Origin of the sequence: Nocardia sp. NPDC049220 (genome assembly GCF_040647855.1) — a bacterium.
In the GTDB taxonomy this organism is placed as follows: Bacteria; Actinomycetota; Actinomycetes; order Mycobacteriales; family Mycobacteriaceae; genus Nocardia.
Map to the genome: position 1 here is coordinate 33,747 of NZ_JBEZDA010000023.1, position 24,734 is coordinate 58,480.

24 protein-coding genes are annotated in these 24,734 nt (G+C 67.3%); 16 read left to right on the forward strand and 8 right to left on the reverse strand.

Annotated elements, in window-relative coordinates:
* The first annotated feature begins 7 nt into the window (after positions 1 to 7).
* The 8 genes from pgeF to AB0C34_RS28840 all read left to right on the forward strand — a co-directional run bounded on the left by pgeF (position 8) and on the right by AB0C34_RS28840 (position 8,863).
* Positions 8 to 736 (forward strand): peptidoglycan editing factor PgeF, encoded by a 729-nt coding sequence (pgeF, locus tag AB0C34_RS28805; RefSeq protein WP_357079641.1) that lies wholly within the window; start codon positions 8 to 10, stop codon positions 734 to 736.
* Between the two features lie 70 nt (positions 737 to 806).
* On the forward strand, positions 807 to 1,568 hold the full coding sequence (locus tag AB0C34_RS28810; RefSeq protein WP_357079644.1) for a YggS family pyridoxal phosphate-dependent enzyme: 762 nt from the start codon (positions 807 to 809) through the stop codon (positions 1,566 to 1,568).
* Positions 1,569 to 1,755: 187 nt separating this feature from the next.
* Entirely contained in the window at positions 1,756 to 2,538 is a 783-nt protein-coding gene (sepF, locus tag AB0C34_RS28815) for a cell division protein SepF (protein WP_357079647.1), read from the forward strand.
* A gap of 89 nt (positions 2,539 to 2,627) precedes the next feature.
* A complete protein-coding gene (locus AB0C34_RS28820) occupies positions 2,628 to 2,930 on the forward strand; it encodes a YggT family protein (protein ID WP_039797136.1) in 303 nt (100 codons plus the stop codon).
* Between the two features lie 69 nt (positions 2,931 to 2,999).
* On the forward strand, positions 3,000 to 3,845 hold the full coding sequence (locus tag AB0C34_RS28825) for a DivIVA domain-containing protein (RefSeq protein ID WP_357079650.1): 846 nt from the start codon (positions 3,000 to 3,002) through the stop codon (positions 3,843 to 3,845).
* 76 nt (positions 3,846 to 3,921) lie between these two features.
* Positions 3,922 to 4,122, forward strand: a complete 201-nt coding sequence (locus tag AB0C34_RS28830) for a hypothetical protein (protein ID WP_357079653.1) — start codon at positions 3,922 to 3,924, stop codon at positions 4,120 to 4,122.
* A 296-nt stretch (positions 4,123 to 4,418) separates the two neighbouring features.
* On the forward strand, positions 4,419 to 7,586 hold the full coding sequence (gene ileS, locus AB0C34_RS28835; protein WP_357079656.1) for an isoleucine--tRNA ligase: 3,168 nt from the start codon (positions 4,419 to 4,421) through the stop codon (positions 7,584 to 7,586).
* A gap of 782 nt (positions 7,587 to 8,368) precedes the next feature.
* The gene (locus AB0C34_RS28840) at positions 8,369 to 8,863 is read left to right on the forward strand and encodes an NlpC/P60 family protein (RefSeq protein WP_357079719.1); all 495 of its coding nucleotides are present in this window, start codon (positions 8,369 to 8,371) and stop codon (positions 8,861 to 8,863) included.
* A gap of 335 nt (positions 8,864 to 9,198) precedes the next feature.
* Here AB0C34_RS28840 and AB0C34_RS28845 read toward each other — a convergent pair whose 3' ends face one another.
* Positions 9,199 to 10,086, reverse strand: coding sequence for a UTP--glucose-1-phosphate uridylyltransferase (locus AB0C34_RS28845; protein WP_357079659.1), 888 nt, complete (start codon positions 10,084 to 10,086; stop codon positions 9,199 to 9,201).
* 361 nt (positions 10,087 to 10,447) lie between these two features.
* Between AB0C34_RS28845 and AB0C34_RS28850 the strand changes: the two genes are divergently transcribed.
* Entirely contained in the window at positions 10,448 to 11,851 is a 1,404-nt protein-coding gene (locus AB0C34_RS28850) for a DNA polymerase IV (protein ID WP_357079662.1), read from the forward strand.
* A 13-nt stretch (positions 11,852 to 11,864) separates the two neighbouring features.
* Positions 11,865 to 12,539: a hypothetical protein gene (locus tag AB0C34_RS28855; protein ID WP_357079665.1), complete on the forward strand. Its 675-nt coding sequence runs from the start codon at positions 11,865 to 11,867 to the stop codon at positions 12,537 to 12,539.
* A 336-nt stretch (positions 12,540 to 12,875) separates the two neighbouring features.
* On the opposite strand, the gene AB0C34_RS28860 is transcribed toward AB0C34_RS28855, so the two are convergent.
* On the reverse strand, positions 12,876 to 13,802 hold the full coding sequence (locus AB0C34_RS28860) for an ADP-ribosylglycohydrolase family protein (RefSeq protein WP_357079668.1): 927 nt from the start codon (positions 13,800 to 13,802) through the stop codon (positions 12,876 to 12,878).
* 198 nt (positions 13,803 to 14,000) lie between these two features.
* Positions 14,001 to 14,921, reverse strand: a complete 921-nt coding sequence (rarD, locus tag AB0C34_RS28865; RefSeq protein ID WP_357079722.1) for an EamA family transporter RarD — start codon at positions 14,919 to 14,921, stop codon at positions 14,001 to 14,003.
* 35 nt (positions 14,922 to 14,956) lie between these two features.
* On the opposite strand from rarD, the gene AB0C34_RS28870 reads away from it, so the two are divergent.
* Positions 14,957 to 17,380, forward strand: a complete 2,424-nt coding sequence (locus AB0C34_RS28870) for an HAD-IC family P-type ATPase (protein ID WP_357079671.1) — start codon at positions 14,957 to 14,959, stop codon at positions 17,378 to 17,380.
* Between the two features lie 79 nt (positions 17,381 to 17,459).
* Complete coding sequence (locus AB0C34_RS28875; RefSeq protein WP_357079674.1) at positions 17,460 to 18,278, forward strand: PhzF family phenazine biosynthesis protein; 819 nt, start codon at positions 17,460 to 17,462, stop codon at positions 18,276 to 18,278.
* A 142-nt stretch (positions 18,279 to 18,420) separates the two neighbouring features.
* On the opposite strand, the gene AB0C34_RS28880 is transcribed toward AB0C34_RS28875, so the two are convergent.
* The 5 genes from AB0C34_RS28880 to lspA form a co-directional block, all read right to left on the reverse strand.
* Positions 18,421 to 18,849: a hypothetical protein gene (locus AB0C34_RS28880; protein WP_357079676.1), complete on the reverse strand. Its 429-nt coding sequence runs from the start codon at positions 18,847 to 18,849 to the stop codon at positions 18,421 to 18,423.
* Between the two features lie 78 nt (positions 18,850 to 18,927).
* On the reverse strand, positions 18,928 to 19,470 hold the full coding sequence (locus AB0C34_RS28885) for a hypothetical protein (protein ID WP_357079679.1): 543 nt from the start codon (positions 19,468 to 19,470) through the stop codon (positions 18,928 to 18,930).
* A complete protein-coding gene (locus AB0C34_RS28890; protein ID WP_357079682.1) occupies positions 19,467 to 20,132 on the reverse strand; it encodes a hypothetical protein in 666 nt (221 codons plus the stop codon). The genes AB0C34_RS28885 and AB0C34_RS28890 overlap by 4 nt, the downstream gene beginning before the upstream one ends.
* Complete coding sequence (locus tag AB0C34_RS28895) at positions 20,125 to 21,051, reverse strand: RluA family pseudouridine synthase (RefSeq protein WP_357079685.1); 927 nt, start codon at positions 21,049 to 21,051, stop codon at positions 20,125 to 20,127. Before AB0C34_RS28895 ends, AB0C34_RS28890 begins: the two co-directional genes overlap by 8 nt.
* Complete coding sequence (gene lspA, locus AB0C34_RS28900) at positions 21,048 to 21,644, reverse strand: signal peptidase II (RefSeq protein WP_357079725.1); 597 nt, start codon at positions 21,642 to 21,644, stop codon at positions 21,048 to 21,050. Before lspA ends, AB0C34_RS28895 begins: the two co-directional genes overlap by 4 nt.
* Before the next feature lie 138 nt (positions 21,645 to 21,782).
* On the opposite strand from lspA, the gene AB0C34_RS28905 reads away from it, so the two are divergent.
* The 4 genes from AB0C34_RS28905 (at position 21,783) to AB0C34_RS28920 (ending at position 24,587) form a co-directional block, all read left to right on the forward strand.
* The gene (locus AB0C34_RS28905; protein ID WP_357079688.1) at positions 21,783 to 22,730 is read left to right on the forward strand and encodes a hypothetical protein; all 948 of its coding nucleotides are present in this window, start codon (positions 21,783 to 21,785) and stop codon (positions 22,728 to 22,730) included.
* Positions 22,718 to 23,452, forward strand: a complete 735-nt coding sequence (locus AB0C34_RS28910) for a hypothetical protein (protein ID WP_357079691.1) — start codon at positions 22,718 to 22,720, stop codon at positions 23,450 to 23,452. Before AB0C34_RS28905 ends, AB0C34_RS28910 begins: the two co-directional genes overlap by 13 nt.
* An 81-nt stretch (positions 23,453 to 23,533) precedes the next feature.
* Positions 23,534 to 24,001, forward strand: a complete 468-nt coding sequence (locus AB0C34_RS28915) for a VOC family protein (protein WP_357079694.1) — start codon at positions 23,534 to 23,536, stop codon at positions 23,999 to 24,001.
* A 31-nt stretch (positions 24,002 to 24,032) separates the two neighbouring features.
* Positions 24,033 to 24,587, forward strand: coding sequence for a dihydrofolate reductase family protein (locus tag AB0C34_RS28920; protein ID WP_357079697.1), 555 nt, complete (start codon positions 24,033 to 24,035; stop codon positions 24,585 to 24,587).
* The last annotated feature ends 147 nt before the right edge of the window (positions 24,588 to 24,734 follow it).

Consider the following 24,734-nt stretch of genomic DNA (forward strand, 5'->3'; position numbering starts at 1 on the left):
CGTCGCTATGACTATCGCGCCGACTACGATCGTTCGACGGGTCACCACGACCAGGGCGGGGGGCTTCTCGGCGCCGCCGTATGACTCGTTCAACCTCGGCGACCATGTCGGCGACGATCCGGCGACGGTGCGGCGCAACCGGGATCGGCTGGCCGAGGGGATCGGCCTGACGCCCAACCGCTTGGTGTGGATGGAACAGATCCACGGTCGCAATGTCGAAATCGTGGACGGTCCGCGGCCGCAGCCGGTTCCCGCGACCGACGCCATCGTCACGACGGTGCCCGGCCTCGCGCTCGTGGTGCTCACCGCCGACTGCGTCCCCATCCTGCTGTCCGACGATGAGGCAGGTGTGATCGCGGCCGTGCACGCCGGGCGCATCGGCGCTCGGATCGGCATCGTGCCGCGGGTGCTGGACGCGATGATCTCCGTCGGCGCGCGCGTGGATCGCATCGGCGCCTTCCTCGGTCCCGCAGCCTCCGGTCGCCAGTACGAAGTCCCCGCGGCGATGCGTGACGATGTCGAGGCGCATTTGCCGGGAAGCGCGACCGTCACCGTCCGCGGCACCCCCGCGCTCGACCTGCGCGCCGGAATCTCCCGGCAGCTCACTGAGGCCGGGGTAGCCGGGATCGCCGTGGATCCGCGTTGCACGATCGAGGACCGCACCCTGTTCAGCCACCGCCGCGGCGCCCCGACCGGCCGAATCGGTGGGGTGATCTGGCGGGAGGACACCGCGTGAGTGAGCGTCGGCGCGTGACATGGGAACACCGTGCGCGGTCGGCTGAGCCGAGCCCGAGCGAGGCACCGTCGTGAGTGCCGACATCGAGTCCGTGTCGGCCGAGGCGGTCGCGGCCCGTACTGCGGAGTTGAGCGCCACCTTGGCGGGCCTGCTTGCCCGGATCGATGCGGGCTGCGTCGCGGCGGGCCGGGATCCGAACTCGGTCCGGCTGCTACCGGTGACGAAATTCTTCCCGGCCTCCGATGTGGCGATCCTGTATCGGCTGGGTCGGCGTGACTTCGGTGAGTCGCGCGAGCAGGAGGCCACCGCCAAAGTGGCGGCCGTGCGTGATGAAGAACTCTCCGGTATCCGCTGGCACATGATAGGGCGCCTGCAACGGAACAAAGCGAGGGTTGTGGCCCGCTGGGCGCACACCGTGCACTCGATCGATAGCGAACGGCTGGCAACTGCCCTTGACGCCGGTGCGCGGGACGCGTTGGACGCGGGGGATCGTACCGATCCGGTTCGGGTATTGCTCCAGGTGAGCCTGGACGACGACCCTGCGCGCGGCGGTGTGCCGGCGGCCGATCTCGCTCCGCTCGCCGAACGGGTCGCGGCCGCGCCGGGACTACGACTGTCGGGTCTGATGGCCATTCCGCCGCTGGGGGCGGAGTCTGATGCGGCGTTCGCACGTCTTGCGACGTTGCACACCCTGCTGCTCGCCGATCATCCGGAGGCGACGGACCTTTCGGCGGGCATGTCCGGCGATCTGGAATCGGCGATCGAACACGGGTCCACGGTTGTGCGTGTCGGTACCGCCTTGATGGGCGGCAGGCCGATAACCTCGGCGTAGCAAAGAAACCTCATCAGTCACATTCGACACATATGCTGGGAACTGGCGAGGGCTGAGCAAGACTTCAACACCCGGCTGCCACCGGGGCCGAAGGAAGGTCGACCAGAATGAGCGAGCGCAGCGAGCGAGTAATCGACGCAGCCACCATCGTGGTCATGACGGAGCCGAGCGACAGCGAGGTGCGGTCATGAGCACGCTGCACAAGTTCAAGGCGTACTTCGGCATGGTTCCGCTCGACGACTACGAAGATGACTATGTCGACGATCGCGCCCCTCGGGGTGTCGACGACCGCGGTGCGCGCCGGCCCCGGCCCCGTGACTATTCCGACCGTGACGGTTATGCCGATCGCTACGGCGAAGATCGTTACGGTGCGGACCGTTTCGACGACATCGAGTATCCGGAGCCTGCTTACAAGTCGCCGTACAAGGCGGGGTACCCGGTGTCGCGGCGCGACGACTACGCCGACGAGCCGTACGGTGACGACCGCTACGAGGCGTCGCGCCGCCCGACCCGGATCGAGTCCGCCCCGTCGGGCCGGTTCCGGGCGGGTGGGAGCGCGCCGATATTACGCGGAGCCACCCGGGGTGCGCTCGCCGTCGATCCCGACGCCGAGGAACGCCGGCTGGAGGAGCGCGTGCGTCCCGAGCCCGCCCCGGTGCGGCGTCCCGGGATCTTCGAGGACGGAGGCCCCTTGTCCAAGATCACGACGCTGCGCCCGCGGGATTACAGCGAGGCCCGGATCATCGGCGAGCGCTTCCGTGAGGGCAATCCGGTGATCATGGACCTGGTCGAACTGAGCAACGCCGACGCCAAGCGATTGGTCGACTTCGCCGCAGGCCTGGCCTTCGCCCTGCGCGGCTCGTTCGACAAGGTCGCGACGAAGGTGTTCCTGCTCTCACCCGCCGATGTCGACGTATCGGCCGAAGAACGCCGCCGAATCGCCGAGACCGGCTTCTACAACCAGAAATAATGCCGTGATCCGGGGGGTGGGGAAGACCGGTCGTGGGTGGTGCGGCGCGGTCATTTTGCGCGAAGCGATTTTTGCGGCAGAGTGAACTGGTGGCCTTGTTCGCGGTGCTGTACTTCGTACTGTTCATCTTCTGGCTGTTGCTGATCAGCCGCGTGATCGTCGAGTTCATTCGAAGCTTTGCCCGTGACTGGCGCCCAACCGGTGTCGTGGTCGTCGTACTAGAGGTGATCTTCACGATCACCGACCCTCCGGTGAAACTCCTGAGGCGGTTGATACCCCCGGTGTCACTGGGCGGAATTCGGCTGGATCTGTCGATTATGGTCTTGCTATTCATCGTCTTCATCTTGATGTCGATCGTGGGCAGGCTCGGGCAACCGGTAGCTCCGGTGTGACAGAATGGGCCGGGAAGACAGCTTGCTAGATCTGCTAGATCTCCAAAAGACGCGTGAAGGGATCCTTCCATGCCGCTGACCCCAGCCGATGTGCACAACGTCGCGTTCAGCAAACCGCCGATCGGGAAGCGTGGCTACAACGAGGATGAGGTCGACGCGTTCCTGGATCTCGTGGAGCAGGAGCTCTCGCGTCTGATCGAGGAGAACGCCGACCTGCGCCAGCGGGTTGCCGAACTCGACGCGGAACTGGCCGACGCCAAGAAGAATCGCGGCCCGGCCACCGTGAATGCCGCGAAGGTTCCGGTACCACAAGCTCCGCCGCCCGAGCCGATCAAGCCGCCGGTTCCGGTCGCCCCGCCCCCCCCGATGCCCGCGCCGGTGGTCAAGGACGCTGGTGCGGACGCGAACCTGCAGGCCGCCAAGGTGCTCAGCCTCGCCCAGGAGATGGCGGACCGGCTGACCAGCGACGCGAAGGTCGAGGCGGAGAACCTGCTGTCGAATGCCAGGGCGAACTCCGAGCGACTGGTAGGTGATGCGCGGACGCGGTCGGAGTCCATGATCGTCGACGCTCGCCAGAAGTCGGACGCCCTGCTGTCGGACGCCCAGACCCGGTCGGACAACCAACTGCGCCAGGCCAAGGAGAAGGCCGACGCGCTGCAGGCCGACGCGGAGCGCAAGCACACCGAGATCATGGCCACCATCACCCAGCAGCGCACCGTGCTGGAGAGCCGAATCGAGCAGCTCAAGACATTCGAGCGGGAGTACCGGGTACGCCTCAAGTCGTACCTGGAGTCGCAGCTCGAGGAGTTGGAGAATCGCGGCTCGGCGGTGCCGGTCGACGGTGGCGAAGCGTTCGCCGACGCCAACACCGCGAACAACCTGGCGCCCGCCTCCTTTGCCAAGGGTGGCAAGTAGCGCGGCTCGGTCTGCGTGCAGCAGGTCATACTGCTAGAGGAAATGTCGAGCCGCCTGGCATGCCTTGGGGGTCACCATGCTCGTCTTGACGCTCGTCCTTGCCGCGATCGGCTTCGCCCTACTCGTGGCCGCGCTCACCACCGGATCGGTGATCTGGGCGTGGGGCTGCATCGTGGTGTGTGTCGTCGGTGCTGTGCTGTTGCTGGTGAGTGCCCTATCCATGCGGAGGCCCGAGGGTGAGTCCACGCAGCCTCCTGGTCGTCATGCCAAACGGTAAGGGCTGCCCTGCCGGCCGAGCGTGACTTGCCCTGCGAACTGGGTTGACCGCTCTGGCTAGAATCAAACATGAATACGACGTCGATCCGGCAATCACCGGGGAGTCTTCGGAAGAACAGCCGCACGGCCCCCTGGCCGGGTGCTCAGTAGAACCGAACGGGTGAGCCCGTCACAGCTCCCGAACGAGAGGTCCGGCGGATACTGTGCCGGGCAAGCGGGGTGGTACCGCGGTTTCGGCGCACCGGGCGCTGTCATCGTCCCCGTGCCAACGACACGGCACGAGGAGACGTATCCGCGATGGCGGACCACACTTCCAGCAGCAGCGCGTATCCGCGGGTCGACTTCGGCGTCGGCAGCGCGACATCGTTCCCCGAGATGGAGCGCCGCGTGCTCGACGCATGGGCGGCCGCCGACACCTTCCGCGCGAGCATCGAAAAGCGTTCCAGCGCATCAGAATTCGTTTTTTATGACGGGCCGCCCTTTGCGAATGGTCTACCGCATTACGGCCATTTGCTCACCGGATATGTCAAAGACCTCGTCCCGCGTTTCCAGACTATGCGTGGCAAGCGGGTCGATCGTCGATTCGGTTGGGACTGCCACGGTTTGCCCGCGGAAATCGAGGCAGAAAAGCAGCTCGGTATCACGGACAAATCACAGATCGATGCCATGGGTCTGGCCGAATTCAACGCGGCCTGCAAAACATCGGTACTGCGTTACACCGGCGAATGGCGCGACTACGTGACGCGCCAAGCCCGCTGGGTCGACTTCGACAACGACTACAAGACGCTGGATACCGACTTCATGGAGTCGGTGATGTGGGCGTTCAAGTCGCTCTATGACAAAGGCTTGATCTATCAGGGCTTCCGGGTGCTGCCCTACAGCTGGTACGAACAGACGCCGTTGTCGAATCAGGAGACTCGCCTCGACGACGCGTACAAGATGCGCCAGGACCCGGCGGTCACCGTCGACATGGTGCTGCGCGTGTCCGCCGACCATCCGCTGAGCGCACTCGACGGTGCCAATGCCCTGATCTGGACGACCACGCCGTGGACGCTGCCGTCCAACCTGGCCATCGCGGTGCACCCGGACGTCCGCTACGTGCACCTGCGTGCCGCCGACGGCAAGCGCTACCTGCTTGCGGTCGAACGAATGTCGCACTACGCCCGAGAGTTCGGCGAGGACCTCGAGGTGCTCGGCGAGTACGACGGAGCAGCGCTGGCCGACCTGGCCTATACCCCCCCGTTCGACTTCTTCCTCGGCCACCCGAACGCGCACCGTGTGCTCACCGCCGATTATGTGACCACCGACTCTGGCACCGGAATCGTGCACCTCGCACCGGCTTTCGGCGAGGAGGACATGGATGTCGCCGCGGCCAACGGGATCGAGCTCGTACAACCGCTGGATCCGGGCGGCAAGTTCACCTCGATGGTCCCGCCGTACCAGGGGCTGATGGTGTTCGACGCCAACCCGATGATCATCAAGGATCTCAAGTCCACGGGAAAGGTGTTGCGGCACGAGACGATCGAGCACTCCTATCCGCACAGCTGGCGTTCCGGTCAACCGCTGATCTACATGGCCGTGCCGTCCTGGTTCGTCGCGGTCACCCAGTTCCGCGATCGCATGGTCGAGTTGAACAAGCAGATCACCTGGGTGCCCGAGCACATCCGCGACGGACAGTTCGGCAAGTGGCTGGAGGGCGCGCGGGATTGGAACATCAGCCGCAACCGCTACTGGGGCAGCCCGATTCCGGTCTGGGTGTCCGACGATCCGGCCTACCCGCGCGTCGATGTGTACGGCTCGCTCGATGAGCTGGAGCGCGACTTCGGCGTGCGCCCCGCCGATCTGCACCGGCCGACGATCGACGAGCTGACCCGCCCGAACCCCGACGATCCGACCGGCAGCTCGACCATGCGCCGGGTGCCCGAGGTGCTCGACTGCTGGTTCGAGTCGGGCTCCATGCCATATGCCCAGGTGCACTACCCGTTCGAGAACAAGGACTGGTTCGCCGGCCACTTCCCCGGTGACTTCATCGTCGAATACAACGGACAGACGCGCGGCTGGTTCTACAACCTGCACGTCCTGTCAACGGCGTTGTTCGATAGCCCGGCATTCAAGACCGTGGTCGCGCACGGCATCGTGCTCGGTGATGACGGGCTGAAGATGAGCAAGTCCAAGGGCAACTACCCGGATGTGAACCAAGTGTTCGACCGGGACGGCTCCGATGCCATGCGGTGGTTCCTGATGAGCTCGCCGATCCTGCGCGGCGGTAACCTCATCGTCACCGAGCGCGGCATCCGCGAGGGTGTCGGCCATGCGCTGCGGCCGCTGTGGAATGCGTGGACCTTCCTGCAGTTGTACGCCTCGAAACCCGGGACGTGGCGGACGGATTCGCCGAACGTGCTCGACCGCTACATCCTGGCGAAGCTGGCGCAGACCAGAGATGTGATGACCGAGGCACTGGAGGTCTATGACATCGCGGGCGCCTGCGAAGAGCTGCGTTCGTTCGCCGACGCGCTGACCAATTGGTATGTGCGCCGGTCGCGTTCGCGGTTCTGGAACGAGGACGTGGACGCGGTGGACACCCTGCACACGGTGCTCGAGGTGGTGACCCGGCTGGCCGCGCCGCTGTTGCCGTTGCTCACCGAAGTGATCTGGCGAGGACTGACCGGCGGCGACTCGGTGCATCTGGCGGACTGGCCGGCGGGAGCGGAGCCTGCGCAGCGATCAGAAAACGCTGCGGGGGCGCTTGCGCACGACCCGGAGTTGGTAGCCGCTATGGACGAGGTGCGTGTGGTGTGCTCGACGGTGCTGAGCCTGCGCAAGGCGCAGAATCTGCGGGTGCGGCTGCCGCTGGCCGAGGTCACCATCGCCGCGGCCGACGCGGAGCGGTTGGCGCCGTTCGCGGACATCATCGCGGACGAGGTCAATGTCAAAAAGGTGGATCTGACCACCGATGTGGACGCGCACGGCCGCTTCGAGCTGGTGGTCAACGCCCGTGCGGCGGGTCCGCGCCTCGGCAAAGACGTGCAGACGGTGATCAAGGCGGTCAAAGCGGGGGACTGGTCCGAGGGCGCCGATGGTGTGGTCACCGCGGCCGGTATCGCCCTGCTTCCCGAGGAATACACTCAGCGCTTGGTCGCCGCCGAGCCGGAGTCCACCGCGGCGCTGCCGGGGAATGCGGGTCTGGTGGTCCTGAACTCGGTGGTCACCGAGGAACTGGAGGCCGAGGGATGGGCCCGTGACCTGATCCGTGACCTGCAGGAGACCAGGAAGACCTCCGGCCTCGATGTCTCCGACCGCATCACCGTAGTGCTCGACGTTCCCGCGGAGCGGGCCGGCTGGGCCGAGGCCCACCGTGAGTTGATCGCGGGCGAGATCCTCGCCACCACATTGGCATTCGGCGACGCCGGCCCCGATGCCGCCGATCTCGTCGGTGGCGTGCGGGCGAAGGTCACCAAGGTCTGACGTCCAAGACAGGACGAGTCGGGGGTGAGACCGAAAGGTCTTGCCCCCGAACTGTATTCGCGGTCGTATACCCGGAGCGACTCGACCACGCCCATGGCTCGGGTTTACGTCGATGGTCAGTGTGCCCCATGGATCACATCGAACAGTGATCGCGTGCGCTGCTCGCCCGGTGTTGTGGTTCGATCCGTCATTCTGCCGGGCACGAGATCTACGGCAGTCGCAGCCGGACCGGAGCAGGTCCGCACAAATCCCTATCGTCTGCCGTCTGCCGCACGCGTGTCTCGGCTCGCGGGCAATTTGCTCGCAAGCCATGCCGGGTGATGCCGTGCCGATAGCGGGCTATCGGCACGGCATCACCCACGCGATGACTGTCAGGGCATTCCCGGCCATCCGCGCTGCCGTGGCTTCCCGGAGGTTCCGCGCGGGCTGCGAAAACTGCGCATTAGGCGCGCAAAGTCAAGAGATTGATGTGTGATGTAGATCACACGCTAGGAATTTGCTGAACCGATTGTGTCGACGCTTTCGGCCCGGCACAATCGGCGATGTTGCTGCTGTTACGCAGGTTAACTGCTGAGGCGGCAGTGTCTGTTCGCGGAGTGTCCTACTCGAAATGCGCTGCGCCAGGTGTGCTTTCGCCAGGCGCGGTAGCCGCGGCGCCATCTCGATGACCCTGCTGATGCCAGATGTTAGCCAGGGCTGTCGGTGGGTGCCCTGTCAGTCGGGTCAACGGAAGGGACGAGCACGTGACGAGGAAACCGCTGCGCCGCATCGCACTCGGGTTCATGGTGTCGATGATTGCGACACTTGTCCTGGCAGGACCGGTCTGGTCGGACACCGGTAGTGCCTCCGGCAGCGGACCGGGCAGCGGTTCCGCCAGCGAGTTGGGCGCGACCCTCAGCGCCAGTGGCTCGGCGGCACTGCCGGTGCCCAGTTCGCGCGGCCTCGCCGCACTGGCCGTGGCCTTGACGCAGATCGGCAAGCCCTACCAGTGGGGTGGCACCGGTCCGTTCGCCTGGGATTGCTCCGGCCTGGTCCAGTGGGCGTTTCGCCAGGTGGGGGTGAGTCTGCCGCGGACAACCTGGCAGCAGGCGAAAGTTGGGGTGGCGGTCCCGCGCAGCGCCCTCGCGCCCGGCGATGTCGTGGTACTCAATGACGACGGCTCGCACGTCGGTATCTATGCCGGCTTGGGGCAGGTGTTCAACGCCTACGGCTCGGGCGTGCCGGTTGGATTCACCCCACTCAGCCGCTTCGACATCTATGCGATCCGCCGCTTCTGAGCACGCCACACCAGCCTGATTCACGGTCGGCGTAATCCACGGGTATGCGCGTCACGGTCACGACCCGACGGAGTTCGGGTCGTGACCGCGGTAGTGGTACCGGTTTCGGCTCAGTCGAACCGGATGACGTCTCGGCCGCCTCGCCCCGCACGCGCGGAGCATTCGGGTGAGCCCTTCGACGTCATGCTGACGAACGCACCGCGCTGGTCGAGGAACGTGGCGAACGGCGAGCCCCGGGATCGACGACGAGAAGGTGGGCCCATGGCGGCATCGCCGACGCTATCGGCGACAGCGTCGTCGCGGGCCATGCGAGGTATCGGCGGGTGGCGGTTCGGTCAGGTGCCGAGCGACTCGGCGAGCGTGCGCAGCAGCGGTCCGTACTGCGGATGCGCCAGCGCCGAGGCGAATTGCGCGACCAGGTAGTCGGCCGGATTACCGGTGTCGTACCAGCGACCTTGGATCACCTGCCCGAAGACCGGGTTGCCGGCCGCGTGCTTGTTGATCGCGTCGGTGAGGTACACCTCGCCGGTGCGGTGCTCATACCACGCGTCGGTCTGAATGCGCAGTTCGTCGATGATGCCGGGCGTGACCACATAGCCGCCGATCGCGGCGAAATTCGACGGTGCGTCCTCGGGCTTGGGCTTCTCTCGAAGCCCGGTGATACGCAGCAGACCGTTGCCGTGGTCGTCGGCCACCACCGGCACGCCGTAGCGCTGCGATTCGGCGGGGTTCATCGGCATCAGCGCGAGGACCGGGGACCCGGTGGACTCGTAGGCGTCGATGAGTTGCTGGGCGCGTGGCACCTCGGCGACGAAGACGTCGTCGGGCCACAACACCAGCATCGGCTCGTCGCCGAGATTTCGGGCGGCGTTGAGCACCGGGGTGCCGTTACCATACGGGCCGTGCTGGTCGAGGTAGGTGATATGACCGCGCCGGGACAGCTCGCCGACCTCCTCCACCGCGTCGGCGTGTGCGGTTTTCCCCTCCGCGCGCAGCTGGTCGACCAGCGCCGGGTTGGGGCGGAAGTGGTCCTGGATCAACGATTTTCCGCCGCTGACCACAATGGTGATGTCGGTGATGCCCGAGGCGACCAGCTCACGGACCGTGTGCTCGATCACCGGCTTGTCGCCGACCGGCAGCATCTCCTTGGGGATGGCTTTGGTCAGTGGGAGTAGCCGGGAGCCGATACCGGCGGCCGGGATGACGGCCTTACGGATCTTCATGGGTCCGATCATCACATACCGAGTCCGGTGGTGGACCTCGTCCCCGCGGTTCGTCGTCGGCGATTCGGGACTGAGCAGTACATCGACCGGTCCGGCAAAAGGCCAGATCAGAAGGCATGCGCCGACGAAGAGAGCGCGTAACTCGGGTCTCGGGTACCCAGCGATCCGAGAGTGAACCGGCAGCTAGCGCACAGCGCCACCGGATGGCGTCGACGTCCGCTCGGGACCTGTCGGTGTCCGGGCGTACATTGCTCGACGTGAGCATCGAGATCGGGGTGCGTCCGGCAGGTCCGGCTCGGCGGCGCATTGTCGTGCGGGACCCCGCCGATCGGTGGGCCGGACAACGCGCGGCGAAGCATCGGTGAGCGGTCGGCGCCTTCCTGAGCTCGCCGATGCGGACAGCACCGCCGGGCGCTGGGTCCTGCACATCGATATGGACGCGTTCTTCGCCTCGGTCGAACAGTTGACGCGCCCGACGCTGCGTGGTCGACCGGTTCTGGTCGGCGGTACCGGTGGGCGCGGGGTCGTGGCCGGGGCCAGCTACGAGGCCAGGGTGTTCGGCGCCCGCTCGGCGATGCCGATGCACCAAGCGCGCCGGCTCGTCGGCGTGACCGCGGTGGTGGTGCCGCCGCGCGGAGCGGTGTACGGCGTGGTGAGCGGACAGGTTTTCGACGCGCTGCGTCGCCGGATCCCGGTGTTGGAGACACTGTCGTTCGATGAGGCGTTCGCCGAGCCCGCCGAACTCGCGGGCGCGTCTGTCGCGCGAGTGTACGAGTTCTGCGCGGAACTGCGAGCTCTGGTCCGCGCACGCACCGGGCTGACCGCATCGGTCGGTGCGGGAACTGGCAAGCAGTTGGCCAAGATCGGCTCCGGCCTGGCCAAACCCGATGGGATTCGGGTGATTTCGCCGGTCGAGCAGCAGCGGTTGCTCGCCGCACTTCCGGTGCGCAAGCTGTGGGGGATCGGACCGGTCGCGGAAAGCCGGTTGCGCGCAGTGGGCATCGAGACCGTGGGCGCGTTCGCCGCACTGCCGGAATCGGAGGCGGTGTCGATCCTCGGCGGCAGCGTCGGTGCGGCTCTGCACCACCTGGCGCGCGGCATCGACGACCGCCCGGTCACCGAGCGTGCCGAGGCCAAGCAGATCAGTGCAGAGACCACCTATGAGACCGATATCGTCACCCTCGCCCAACTACGGCCCGCCATCGAGGATATGGCCGCCGCCGCGCACCGGCGCCTGGCCGGTGACGGACGCGCTGCTCGCACCGTGGTGCTCAAACTGAAAAAGTCCGACATGAGCATCGTCACGCGCTCCTACACGCTGCCCTACGCGACCGAAGACCTGGCCACGCTCACCGCCGCCGCGCAACGTTCGGCACCGGATCCACAAGAACTGGGCCCGGTCCGGCTGGTCGGGGTGAGCTATGGCGGCCTGTCGACGGTCCGCCAGGAATCGCTGTTCCCGGAACTCGATCGCGGTCTGGGCACCGAGACCGCCCAGGAGGAGCCCGATGCCGACGAGTCGTCGCGATACGACAACGCGGCCAGTGCGTCGCGGTCGGGCGTCGCGGCCCTTCCGATCAGAGTCTGGCAGTCCGGGATGGACGTGACCCATCCCGACCACGGGCACGGCTGGGTGCAGGGCGCGGGACTCGGCGTGGTGACGGTCCGCTTCGAAACCCGTTCGACCGGCGCGGGTCCCGCGCGCACCTTCGCCGTGGGCGACTCCGCGCTCACCCCGGCCGATCCTTTGGACAGCCTGCTCTGACGACGGTTCGACAATGCCTGGACGGACGCGTACGTTCGCTGCCGACGACATCCGTCTGTCCCGGGTGGATCCGGGCGGTGGTTTCCGCCGCCGGGTAACCTGGGGCCTCGTGCAGCGTCGCCGGTTCGGGTGGCGGCTGCCATCGTGGAACACGACATGGACGTACTCGAACGCAAAGGACGAGCAGTTGAAGCTTCGTAAGACTGGACGCATCGCGATCGCCGGCTTGGCCGTCGTTGCCGCGCTCGGCATGACCGCCTGCGGCAGCGACGACAAGGACAGCAAGCCCGCCGCCAAGACGTCGACCAGCGCCAAGGCATCGGCGGCCGCGAGCGCGAACCTGCCGCCGGTCCCGACCGCCGCGGAGCTGAACACCGCCCTGTCTCGGGCGCTGGACCCGTCGGTGCCCGCCACCGAGAAGTTGGACAATGTCCAAGGCGTCGAAGCCGATCCGACGCTGCCGGACCGGCTTTCCCAGGCCGCGGCGGGTGCCGACGTCAAGATCGAGGTCACCGACGTCACCTCGTTCGGCGACAGTGTGAACGCCAAGGCCAAGTTCACGCTGAACGAGCAAGAGAACATCGTCGAGGTGCCGTTCGTCGCCGACAACGGCAAGTGGAAGATCCAGAAGGCCTGGGCCTGTGCCATGTTGACCAATCTGGGTCAGCAGTCGGCGGCCTGCGGCTGATCGGTTCGCGCGTTCGGGCCGGTTACCGGGGTTCGCCCGGTGACCGGCCCGCTGTCATTAGCGGTCTATCGTCTGGTGTCACCGAAATTTCGAGCGGGCGGGGCCCGTGTGGACTGCGTTCCTCGCTCCGGGAATGTCGAAGTCGCACGCAGGCATCGATGTCCGTGTCCGACCCACCGGTGTGGGCGAGACCGCCGTTCGTCGAGCGCTCCGAATCCCGGACGGCACGATCGACTCCGCCGGGTCGAGCGCCGTAGCGCAAGCGACAGTGTCGGGTCCGACACTGTCGTCGCCTTTTCCGGCTCAGGGTCCCGGGCGACATCAGTGTTGTCCCGATCAGCCGATGGTGTTGTTCGTCGCGATCCGGACGGCAAGTGAGACCACGTCGTCACCCGTCGATCCCGGGTAGCCGTGCAGTATCGCGCGCCAGCGCTGCGGGACGGCGCTCGCGCCCCAGCGGGCGCCGAGCAGGCCGCCCGCGATCGCGGCTGTCGTGTCGGTGTCACCGCCCGCCCGTACACACAGTTCCAGCGCCCGCGGCAGATGCGCAGGGCCGGATTGTGCTGCGTGCGTGATGGCCCACCACGCGGTCTGAAGCGCATGCACCACCCAGCCGTTCTTCGGAAAGTCGTGCGGCACACCGGTTTCGGCCTGATCGAGCAGCGGTTCCCAGTATCCGGCGCTTGCGGAGTTGGCCACGAAGTCCCGCACGCCGTCGAAACTCGCGTGCAGTACCGCGTGTCGAATGGCGTACGTCCAGATCTGGCATGCCTCGATGGCTTGCTGGTCGCGATGGGTCAAGGCGCCGATGGCGGCCGCCATGCGCACGCATTCCGCGGCGTCGTCGAGGTGGACCAGCGCGACGGGGGCTGTGCGCATAAGCGATCCGTTGCCGCCGGTCAACCCGTCCAGACTCGACGCGCGATGCTGCATGGCCTGCGCCGAATCCGGACGCACCGAGAGCACCCGTGAGGTCTGGAGCCCGACGTCCCGTGGCGCGCTGTCCCACCACGCGACGAATTCCGCTGCCACGTCGTCGAGGTCGATGCCCGGACCTCGGTCGGCCGCCAGCGCGATCGCCATCGCCATGGACGTGTCGTCGGTCCACTCACCCGGCGCCCATTGGAACGCCCCGCCGCCGATCATGTCGATCACCTGGAAGGGGCCAGGATGGGTGAATTCATATCCGGCCCCGAGCGCATCGCCCGCAGCGGTGCCGAGCAGCGCCCCCGCTGCTCGATCCAGTTGCCATTCGTCCAGCATGTATCAACGCTCCGATCTCGCCGTTCGATTCGGTCAATGTAATGAACCGCGCGCGGCCCCGAACCTGTCGGGCTCGACCGGCGATCGGTCGTATGCCTTCAGTTCGGCTGGGTGCTGGGCGAATCCGGCGGCAGGATCGCCCGGACCGCGTCGACAGTTCCGGAACCGTGTCGCCAGCACCGCACGCGCCGGCAGTCGTCAAACGTGGCTGGCAGGTGGTTCCGCTGCGGTCACCGGGTTCCGACGCCCGCGCCGCGCGCGCAGCAGGGCGTCGGTGGTGAAGATCGCCAGAGCAAACCAGATCAGCGCGAAGCCTGCCCACCGGGACCCGGCCATCGGCTCGTGCGCGACCATGACGCCCCAGGCCATCTGCAAGGCGGGCGTGAGGTATTGCAGCAGGCCCATGGTGGACAGCGGAACCCGTTGAGCTGCGACGGCGAACAGCAGCAGCGGTACCAGGGTGACCGGTCCGGTGGACATCATCAGTGCGGCATGTCCAGCGCTGGAACCGAATTCGCTGTCTCCGGTGACCGCGAGCACGATGATGAATCCCAGCGCGAACGGCGCTGCGACGAGCCCTTCCGCGGCGATGCCGCGCAACGCGTCCAGCGGGATCACCTTCTTCACCAGACCGTAGATGGCGAACGAGCAGGCCAGCGCCAGGGCGATGATCGGAGGCCGGCCGTAGTCGACGGTGAGCACTGCCACGGCGGTCGCGCCGATGGTAAGCGCCGCCCACTGTGCGCGGGTCAGCCGCTCGCGGAAGATCACCACGCCGAACGCGACGGTGACCAGCGGGTTGATGAAGTACCCGAGCGCGCACTCGACGACGTGTCCCGAGGTGACGCCGTAGACGTACACGCCCCAGTTGAGCGCGATCGCTGCCGAGGCGAGCGCCGCGAGCCGCCAGACTCGTCGACCGATGTCGCGCAGCGACGCCAGTCGTCCGCTCGCCGCCAGCACGACGAGCACCAAGACCAGAGTCCACAGAATCCGCTGGGCTACCACCTCGCCCGCTCCGGCGAACGCCAGCAAACCGAAGAAGGCAGGGAACAGGCCCCACAGGAAGAAGGCGCTAGTGCCGAATACCACACCGGGGATAGACCTGCTTTGCCGCACGATGACGACGGTAGTTGTCACGTAGCCTTGCGGTCATGTCGACTACCGCGCAGGCATCGCGCGCCACCGGGCTCACTACGGCGGAGGTCGAACAACGTCGCCGTGACGGCAGCACCAACGACGTGCCGGATCGCGCGAGCCGCTCGGTCGGTGACATCATCCGCGCGAACGTCTTCACCCGGATCAATGCCATCCTCGGTGTTCTGTTCATCCTGGTGCTGGCCACCGGGTCGATCGTCGACGGCATGTTCGGTCTGCTGATCGTCGCCAACAGCGCGATCGGCATCATCCAGGAGATTCGGGCCAAGCGCACCTTGGACGAGTTGGCCATCGTCAGCCAGGCCAAGCCGACGGTGCGCCGCGACGGCATGGCTGTCGAAATCGCGCCGCGTGAGGTGGTGCTCGACGATCTGATCGAACTCGGCCCGGGTGATCAGATCGTGGTCGACGGTACGGTCGAGGAGTCCGCGCTGCTCGAGGTGGACGAATCGTTGCTCACCGGCGAGGCCGACCCGGTCGACAAGTCGGTCGGCGCCGCGGTGATGTCCGGCAGCTATGTGGTCTCCGGATCCGGCGCCTACCGTGCGACCAAGGTCGGCAAGGACGCGTACGCGGCGAAGCTGGCCGAGCAGGCGAGCAGGTTCACCCTCGTGCACTCCGAGTTGCGGGCCGGTATCGACAAGATCCTGAAGTTCATCACCTACCTGCTCATTCCGGCCGGTCTGCTGAGCATCTACAACCAGCTGTTCTCCAGCAAGGAATCGTGGCGGCCCGCGCTCACCGGCATGGTCGCCGCACTGGTGCCGATGGTGCCCGAGGGATTGGTGCTGATGACTTCGATCGCGTTCGCGGTCGGCGTCGTGCGGCTGGGCCGGCGCAAGTGCCTGGTGCAGGAGCTGCCCGCGATCGAGGGCCTGGCCCGCGTCGACGTGGTGTGCGCGGACAAGACCGGCACGCTGACCGAGAACGGCATGCGGCTGTCGGACCTGAAGACGCTGGAGTCCTTCGACGCCACCGAGATCCGCGCCGCGCTGGCCGCGCTGGCCGCCGATGATCCCCGCCCGAATGCGAGTGTGCAGGCGATCGCCGAGGAGCTTCCCGACGGTCCCGGCTGGCAGCAGACCGCGGTGGCGCCGTTCACCTCGGCCAAGAAGTGGAGTGGTTGCTCCTACGGTGCGCACGGCGATTGGCTGCTCGGTGCGCCGGACGTGCTGCTGGACCCGGCCTCCGAGCATGCGCGGGTCGCCGAGGACCTCGGTTCGTCCGGATTGCGCGTCCTGCTGCTCGCCCGCAGTGACCGTCCAGTGGACGCTCCGGACGCCCCGGGTACGGTGCGGCCGGCCGCGCTCGTCGTGCTGGAACAGAAGGTCCGGCCGGACGCAAGGGAAACCCTCGAATATTTTGCGAGCCAGAATGTTTCCATCAAGGTGATCTCCGGCGACAACGCCGTGTCGGTCGGCGCCGTCGCCTCGTCACTCGACCTGCCGGGCGGCGACCACCCCATCGACGCGCGCGAACTGCCCGAGGACCGCGACCAGCTGGCCGACGTAGTGGAGCGCAGCACCACGTTCGGCCGGGTACGGCCGGATCAGAAGCGCGCTATGGTGTCGGCGCTGCAGTCGCGCGGACACACCGTGGCGATGACCGGTGACGGTGTGAACGACGTTCTCGCGCTCAAGGATTCCGATATCGGCGTGGCCATGGGCGCCGGCAGCCCCGCCACGCGCGCGGTCGCCCAGATCGTGCTGCTGGACAACAAATTCGCCACGCTGCCCTATGTGGTCGGCGAGGGCCGCCGGGTGATCGGAAACATCGAGCGGGTCTCGAACCTCTTCCTCACCAAGACCGTCTACTCGGTCCTGCTCGCGTTCCTGGTCGGTCTCGCCGGGATAGGTTCGCAAATTTTCGACTACGAGCCGATCGGCTACCCGTTTCTCCCGCGCCACGTCACGATCGCGGCCTGGTTCACTATCGGCATCCCGGCGTTCATTCTCTCGCTCGCGCCGAACAACGAGCGCGCTCGCAGCGGGTTCGTCTCGCGTGTCATGCGATTGGCCATCCCGTCGGGTGTTGTGATCGGCGCGGCGACTTTCGTCGCCTATCTGATCGCCTATGCCGGTCCGGATGCGGGCGAGCAGCAGAAGATCCAGGCGGGCACCACCGCGCTGATCACCTTGATCATGATCGCGGTGTGGGTGCTGGCCATCGTGGCTCGGCCGTACGTGTGGTGGAAGGTCGTGTTGCTGGCGGCGTCGGTCGCGGCGTACGTCGTCCTGTTCACCGTTCCGTTCACCCGGGAGTTCTTCAAACTCGATCCTTCCAACGTCAGGCTGACCGGCGCGGCAGTGGCCTGTGGCGTGGTCGGCATCGTGTTGGTCGAAGCCGCCTGGTGGGTAGGTGCGGCACTGCTCGGGGAGCGCCGGCAACTGTTTCCGAGTTCGCCGGGCGGGGCTGCCTGACCAGCTGGACGCCTGACTCGCCGCGCCACGAGAACCCTTGTGCGAGGGCGCCATTCAGGATTGGAGTACCTTTTGGACTATGGAGGTACTGCTGCACCAGATCGACGCGTTCGCCGACGCACCGTTCTCTGGCAACCCGGCCGCGGTGATGCCGCTCCCGTCGTGGCTCCCGGATGCGTTGCTGCAACAGCTGGCCGAGGAGAACAACCTCGCCGAGACCGCCTTCTACACCTCGCAATTACCGTCCGAGGCGGGTACGCCCCCGGGCGACTGGCCCGCCTTCCACCTGCGCTGGTTCACGCCGACGGTGGAGGTCGCCCTGTGCGGGCACGCCACCATGGCCAGTGCCGCGCAGATTCTGGCGGACATGCATCCGGGAGAAGACCGGGTGAGTTTCTACACACGCAGCGGCTGGCTGCAGGTCGACCGCACCGACGACGACGAATTCGTGTTGGATCTGCCGGTTGTGCCCAGTATTCCGGTGTCGCCCGATCCCGCGCTGGTCGCCGCGCTCGGGGTGCGCCCGGTGCGGGCCTACTCCGGCACGGATGAGGTGATCGTCGTCGCGTCCGAACAGGAAGTCCGTGCTGCCGCACCGGTGCTCGCCGCGTTTCCGGCCCTGTCGCGTGCTGCGATCATCACCGCGCCCGGTGATTCGGTCGATTTCGTCTCCCGGTTCTTCGCGCCGGCTGTGGGCGTCTCCGAGGATCCGGTGACCGGATCGGCACACGCTCAGCTGGTTCCGCTGTGGAGTGAGCGGCTGGGGCGCACCACGCTGCACGCCAGGCAGCTGTCGCGCCGCGGCGGAGCCTTGCGCTGCGAGCTCGTCGGGGACCGCGTCCTGCTGCTCGGCCGATGCCGCCGTTACCTCGACGGTGTGGTCACCCTGCCGGACTGACGCCACTCTCGCCAGGTCGAGTGCCCGTCCCCACATCGGTGTCGAAAGTCCGGAATCGGTGTTCCTGAACTGTGCCGATGTGGGGACGCCACCTTTGCCAAGTGGAATCACTCGTGTTCGCCGGCCGGAAGCAGGATGGGGCTCAGCAGATACTGCGATATCCGCAGTATGCGCGCCAACCGTGCAACGGATGGATGCGGAACTCGTCCGGGTAGGTGTCCCGGTAACGGGCGCGCGCGGTGGATTGACGGTGATCGTGTCGGTCGGCAGTGACGGACGCGCGCACGGCCCGCGGTTGACGCCGGATGTCACCACCGGGTGGGAGCCGCCGCTCAACGTCGATCCGAGCGCCTTCGCCGAGCACGACGTCGCCGTCGGATCCGGCGCGCTCGCACTGGTGGGCACGATGAGCATTCCACGTGAAGGTGCCGCTATGCCCCGCAGTCGTGCCGCTCAGTGGCGGAGGGCCGTTCGACCGCGACGAGACCAGCGGTCCGAACGAGCCGCTGAAGGACATCGCCTGGGGTTTGGCCTCACGTGGGGTGGTGGCGCCGCGCTTCGACAAGGTCACCTTCACGCACCACGGAGCGGTCGACAACCCCGAATTCACGATGACCGAAGAGCATGTGCCGCACGCGGTGTCAGCGATTCAGCTGCTGCGCGTGCGGCCCGAGGTGGATGCCGGCGCGTTTTCGTCCTCGGGCACAGTATGGGCGCGAAGGTCGCGCCACGCGTCGCGGCCGCCGAACCGGCCATTGCGGGGCTGGCGCTGATGGCGGGCGATGCCGAGCCGATGCACCATGCGGCGGTACGCGTCACCCGCTACCTCGCGGCGCTCGATCCGAGCCCGCAGGCGACGGCGAGAGTGGCGGCGATGGCTCGCCAGGCCGCGCTGGTGGACGACCCCGCGCTCTCGGCGGCCGCGGCGGTGGCCGCGCGCCTGCTGGTGCTCCAGGGCGGTCGCGACTACCAGGTGCCGGAGGCCGACGACTTCGCCCGGTGGCGGTCCGGACTCACCGGACACCCCGACGTCACCTTTCGCGTGTATCCGGACGATGATCACTTGTTCTTCCCCCCGGGCTGGGTCCCCGTCCATGCCCGCGCACCACCAGGCGCCGCGGCACGTCGACCCCGCGGTGATCAGCGACATCGCGGACTGGGTGGCGCGGCGCTGAACGCTGTGCGGGCTCACCGATCGGGAACCGGGCCGTCATCGGGGCCGGGCTGGACGACTTCCAGTTGGTCCGGTAGCAACGGGACCACCCCGAAGCGGCCCGCCACCGCGTCGGCGGGCAAGGCTTGGACGGCACGGACGCCGTTCTGTGCGGCCAGGTGTCGCAGATTCGCCAGTGGTCCCCGGACCACCAGTCCGATGACGCACGCGCAGCCCGCACGCAGACGCGTGGCGGAGACGGCGACGGTGCGGGCCGAGCGGTCGTCAGCGGGTGACGGGAGCAACCAGGCCGCGTAATCGGCGGAATCCACCGCCGCGCCGATGTCTTCCGGGACGGGCACGGCGACCAGGGGAGTCTGGACGCGGGGTATCGGCACCCGGTACAACACCTGCGCGATGCGCACACCGCCGCCGTGGTCCGGAATTCGCTCGGGCGTAAGTGGTTCGGTGAACGACAGCAGTGCCCAGTGCTGCACGCCTTCGGGACCGGTCAGCGAATCCCGCGCCCGCACGAGATAGTCCGCGACCTGTTCCCCCCGCTCCGGTCCGAGCCGGTCGGTGAATACGCCGGCCCTGCGCGGCGGATTCAGCACGCCGAGCGCGCCGACCAGCGCGATCAGCGCGACGGCCGCTACCGTGCGGGCGATGCCACGCCACGGTAGCGCGCGCGGGTCAAGCATTGCGCAAGACGTCCAAGGCGTGGTTGAGGTCGTCGGGGTACGCGCTGGTGATCTCGAGGTAGCGTCCGTCCGCTGGATGCTGGAACCCCAGCGAGCGAGCGTGCAGCCATTGCCGTTGCAGCCCGAGGCGTTCGGCCAGCCGCGGGTCCGCACCGTAGGTGAGGTCGCCGCAGCAGGGGTGGCGGATGGCGGAGAAGTGCACCCGGATCTGGTGGGTGCGGCCGGTTTCCAAGTGGATGTCGAGCAGGCTGGCCGCCTGAAACGCCTCCACCGTGTCGTAGTGCGTGATGCTGGGGCGTCCGTCGGCGGTGACCGCGAACTTCCAGTCGTTGCCGCGGGCCCGGCCGATCGGAGCGTCGATGGTGCCGCTGCTCGGGTCCGGGTGTCCCTGCACGAGCGCGTGATACCGCTTGTCGACGGTGCGCTGCTTGAACGCGCGCTTGAGCACCGTATACGCGTGCTCGGACTGCGCGACCACCATCACCCCGGAGGTGCCGACGTCGAGGCGGTGCACGATGCCCTGCCGCTCATGGGCGCCCGAGGTGGAGATGCGGTACCCGGCCGCGGCGAGTCCGCCGACCACGGTGGGCCCGCTCCAGCCGACGCCGGTATGTGCGGCAACGCCGACCGGCTTGTCCACCGCGACGATGTCGTCGTCGGCGTAGAGGATTCGCATGCCCTCCACCGGTTCGGCCTCGATCGTGAGTTCCCGCTTGGGCTCGGGAAACACCACCTCGAGCCATGCGCCCCCGGCGAGGCGGTCGGATTTACTTGCGGCGATCCCGTCGAGTTGGACGGAGCCTTCCTCGGCGAGCGCGGCGACGGCGGTACGCGACAGGCCCAGCAGCCGGGACAGTCCTGCGTCGACGCGCATGCCGTCGAGCCCGTCGGGGACGGGCATGGTTCTGGTCTCCCTCATGCGGCGCTCTCCCCGTTGTTGTGCTCGCTGCCGCGTCCGACGCGGGTGCCGTTCGGTTCGAAGCCGAACACGGTGAGTGCGACGAGCAGGATCGCGCCGCACACGATCGAGGAGTCCGCGACATTGAACACCGGCCACCAGCCGATCGCGACGAAATCGACCACATGCCCCTGCAGCGGGCCCGGCGCACGGAAGAGCCGGTCCACCAGATTGCCGAGCGCACCGCCGAGCACCATGCCGAGGCCGACCGCCCACCACAGTGAGCGCAGGGTACGACCGATGCGGACCACTCCGATCACGACGCCGGCGGCGATCAGGGTCAGCAGCCAGGTCATGCCGGTCGCCATGGAGAACGCCGCACCGGGATTGCGCACCAGGCTCAGGCGGGCGAAGTCGCCGAGGAGTGGCACCGGGTCGCCAGGCGTCAGATTCGCGACCACGAGGGTCTTGGTGAGCAGATCGAGGCCGAACAGGACCGCGGCGATGACGAGCAGGGTCCGCAGGCGCTGAGGCGGAGTCGCTGGGGTCGTCGGATCGGCGGTGTTTGCTCGGCTCTCCTCGGGCGGTCGGTCGTCACTCACATCGACCATCATCTCTCGAGCGGGATCGGGGTCGGTGCGCGCGTCCGATTGCCGTGCCTGCGCACCCGAATCGCGCTCACCCGGCACGCCGAGCGGCTGGATACCGAATGTCCCAGCTGACACTCAGGAAGCGGTCGTACCCTGTTGCTCGTGACGGCGTTGTCTTCCCTCCACATCCCGCGGATCGCGCGCTCGGGTGTGCTGCTGATGGTGCTCGCGGTCGGACTCTCCGCCTTCGGGGTCGGTTGCGGCGACGGCGCCGAAAGACGCAGTGAGGCCGAGAGCACCGAGCCGCTGGGGCTGGGCAAGGAAGTCACCGTGCCGATTCCGGCCGCCGTGACCACGGTTGTCGCGGCCGGCGCGGAGCCACGTTCGCTGCTGCGGCCGGACTACCCGGCGGGCACCGTTCAGCGGGTCACACTGTGTACCGCGCACCGGATCGAACAGCAGATCAACGAACAGCCGATGCACGACTTCTCCGCGCCCGCGCTGACCATCCCGATGACCGCCCAGACCACTGCCGAGGGCATCGACCTAACCCTCGGCACCGTCACTTCGCCCGACCCGACACTGGCTGAGGCGCTCACCAATATCGGCGGCTCGCACGCCGGTTTCGATCTCAGTGATCTCGGTGCCATCACCGCGCTGCGGCTCGAGCCGTCTCCGGATACCTCCACAGCCGCCCGGGCCGCCCTGGAACAAGCGTTCTACCAGGCTGTCTATCGCTCGATCGCGTTCCCCGACCAGCCCGTTGGAGAGGGCGCGGTATGGACGGTGCGGCAGGAAGTCACCGGTGGTGTCGCGCTCGACCAGATCACCACCGCGACGTTGACCAGGCGCGAGGGCGACCGGCTCGTCATCGAACTGACGGTCACCCAGACGCCGAAGTCTCCGATGTGGAACCTGCCCAACAACGCCGGAGCACTGGACATCAGGGACTATGTCATGCAAGGCGCCGGCACCATCACCGTCGACCTCGGTTTGCCGCTGCCAGTGGCGGGGTCCATCACGGTCGGTGGTCATCAGGCCTACCGTGATCCGCACAGCGAGAGCATGCTGCAGCAGACGATCGATACGCAGGTGTCGTGGACCGAGTGACCCGGACGTGCGGCCTGCTGGTCGCGGTCGCGTCCACCGCATTGGTCACCGGGTGCGGGTCCGCGCAACCGGCCACACCCGAACCGCCCGAGCTGCCGTCGCTCGGTTCCGCGGTAGTCGCCGCCCCGGTGACCGCCGCACCCGAATCCGATCCGAATCGCCTGCGTGGCCTGCTGCTCGACGAGGCGAACCTACCGCCGAACTTCACCGTCCTGCCGCCGCGCGCCGACATACCTGAGACAGTCACGGCCACCGGCGCGTCGCCGACGAACCCCGCGGAGTGCGCGAAACTGCTCACCCCGCTGGCTGCGCAGCGCCGCGATGCGCTCGCGCAGGCTTCGATCCACTACGCGGGACCGAGTTTTTCCAGTATCGATATCGATGCGGCGAGTTATGCACATGAGGCATTGGCCGACGCGCTCTCCGACGTGCAGGCGATACTGCGCCGCTGTTCGCACTATTCCGGCGCCGACGACACCGATACTCCGGTGGATTACCGGGTCGGCGGCCTGGCCCAGCCACCCGCGGGCGACGCGTCCACCGCCTTTCAGGTGCGCACCAGCAGCGATGGCTTGACGCTCGGCTCGTCGGTCGCGATCGTTCAGGTCGGCAGCACGCTGGTACAGGTCGCGGTGACCGCGCCGGAATCGGTGGACCCCGGCGTGCTCAGCGCTCTGACCGCCGCGCAGGTGCGTCGACTGCGCGGTGTCGCCGGTCCCTGATTTCGGGAGATCCGGCCACCGGGGTGGGAGACGGGAATAGGCTCGGGAGGTCCGACACCATGCCTCGATCGGAGGTTTCTCATGTCTGATGTCAAGCCCGTTCCCGAGGGATACCCAGTGGTCTCGCCGGGACTGTCGATCGACGGTGCGGCGGCCGCGATCGACTTCTACAAGAACGTATTCGGTGCCACCGAGCGAATGCGTATGCCCGGTCCGGACGGCACGATCGCGCATTGCGAGCTGATGTTCGGCGATTCGGTCGTCATGCTCGGCGATCCCGCGCCGGATATGGGCTTCCTCGACCCGAAGACGATCGGCGGCACCCCCGTCAATCTCTACGTGTATGTCGAGGATGCCGACGCAGCGTTCGCCGCCGCCCTGGCCGCGGGCGCCACCGAACTCACGGCGATGACCACCCACTTCTACGGCGACCGCAGCGGCGCTTTCGAGGATCCATGGGGTCACCGCTGGACCGTGGCAACCCACGTGGAGGAGGTGCCGCCCGATGAGATGGACCGGCGGATGGCCGAGCAGTTCGGCGGTTCCTGAGCCGGTTCGGCGCAGACCAGGAGACGCGGGTATGGGAAAGATCGTCGAAAGTACCAATGTGTCCCTCGACGGGCTCATCGACAATATGCGGGACTGGCACTTCGACTACTTCAAAGAGGGCGCGATGGAATTCGCGGGCGCCCAATTGAAGGCGGCCGACGCGCTGCTGATGGGCCGCAAGACCTACGAGGGTTTCGCCTCGGTATGGCCGCACCGCACCGGCGACTGGTTCTCCGACAAGGTCAACGCTATGCGGAAGTATGTGGTGTCGAGCACCGTGACCGATCCGGAATGGACCAACACCGTCGTGCTCGGTCCGGACACTCCTGCCGAGGTCGCTCGCATCAAGGCCGAGACCCCGGGCGACATTCTGATCTACGGACACGGCGGAGTGGCTCGGCTCCTGCTGGAACACGGCCTGCTCGACGAGATCCGGCTCTGGATCCATCCGATCTTCGCGGGCCGCGCAGACCCCGAGCACCTGATCTACCGTGACACCGGCAAAACCCCGTTGCAGCTGTTGGACACCACTGTCCTGGAGACCGGCATCATCATCGCCACTTACGGTCCCGACACCGTGGGCTGAGCGAAGCGCCGGACGGCGGACCCGGACCCCCTCATCTTCTGGGCCGGGTCCGCCGTTGTGGTCAGGTTTTGTTGGTGTGGATGGTGTGGAGGATGGTGGGGTCGAGGAGGGTGGAGGTGTCGCCGGGTTGGCGGCCTTCGGCGATGT

Excerpts from the sequence above, each read along its gene's own strand:
- AB0C34_RS28855 (WP_357079665.1), top strand. The coding sequence starts at position 11,865 with ATGCCTGGACGGACGCGTACGTTCGCTGCCGACGACATCCGTCTGTCC.
- AB0C34_RS28830 (WP_357079653.1), top strand. The coding sequence starts at position 3,922 with ATGCTCGTCTTGACGCTCGTCCTTGCCGCGATCGGCTTCGCCCTACTC.
- ileS (WP_357079656.1), top strand. The coding sequence starts at position 4,419 with ATGGCGGACCACACTTCCAGCAGCAGCGCGTATCCGCGGGTCGACTTC.
- AB0C34_RS28895 (WP_357079685.1), bottom strand. The coding sequence starts at position 21,051 with ATGAGGGAGACCAGAACCATGCCCGTCCCCGACGGGCTCGACGGCATG.
- AB0C34_RS28825 (WP_357079650.1), top strand. The coding sequence starts at position 3,000 with ATGCCGCTGACCCCAGCCGATGTGCACAACGTCGCGTTCAGCAAACCG.
- AB0C34_RS28920 (WP_357079697.1), top strand. The coding sequence starts at position 24,033 with ATGGGAAAGATCGTCGAAAGTACCAATGTGTCCCTCGACGGGCTCATC.
- pgeF (WP_357079641.1), top strand. The coding sequence starts at position 8 with ATGACTATCGCGCCGACTACGATCGTTCGACGGGTCACCACGACCAGG.
- AB0C34_RS28870 (WP_357079671.1), top strand. The coding sequence starts at position 14,957 with ATGTCGACTACCGCGCAGGCATCGCGCGCCACCGGGCTCACTACGGCG.
- AB0C34_RS28915 (WP_357079694.1), top strand. The coding sequence starts at position 23,534 with ATGTCTGATGTCAAGCCCGTTCCCGAGGGATACCCAGTGGTCTCGCCG.
- AB0C34_RS28840 (WP_357079719.1), top strand. The coding sequence starts at position 8,369 with ATGGTGTCGATGATTGCGACACTTGTCCTGGCAGGACCGGTCTGGTCG.
- AB0C34_RS28845 (WP_357079659.1), bottom strand. The coding sequence starts at position 10,086 with ATGAAGATCCGTAAGGCCGTCATCCCGGCCGCCGGTATCGGCTCCCGG.
- sepF (WP_357079647.1), top strand. The coding sequence starts at position 1,756 with ATGAGCACGCTGCACAAGTTCAAGGCGTACTTCGGCATGGTTCCGCTC.
- lspA (WP_357079725.1), bottom strand. The coding sequence starts at position 21,644 with ATGATGGTCGATGTGAGTGACGACCGACCGCCCGAGGAGAGCCGAGCA.
- AB0C34_RS28890 (WP_357079682.1), bottom strand. The coding sequence starts at position 20,132 with ATGCTTGACCCGCGCGCGCTACCGTGGCGTGGCATCGCCCGCACGGTA.
- AB0C34_RS28875 (WP_357079674.1), top strand. The coding sequence starts at position 17,460 with ATGGAGGTACTGCTGCACCAGATCGACGCGTTCGCCGACGCACCGTTC.
- AB0C34_RS28860 (WP_357079668.1), bottom strand. The coding sequence starts at position 13,802 with ATGCTGGACGAATGGCAACTGGATCGAGCAGCGGGGGCGCTGCTCGGC.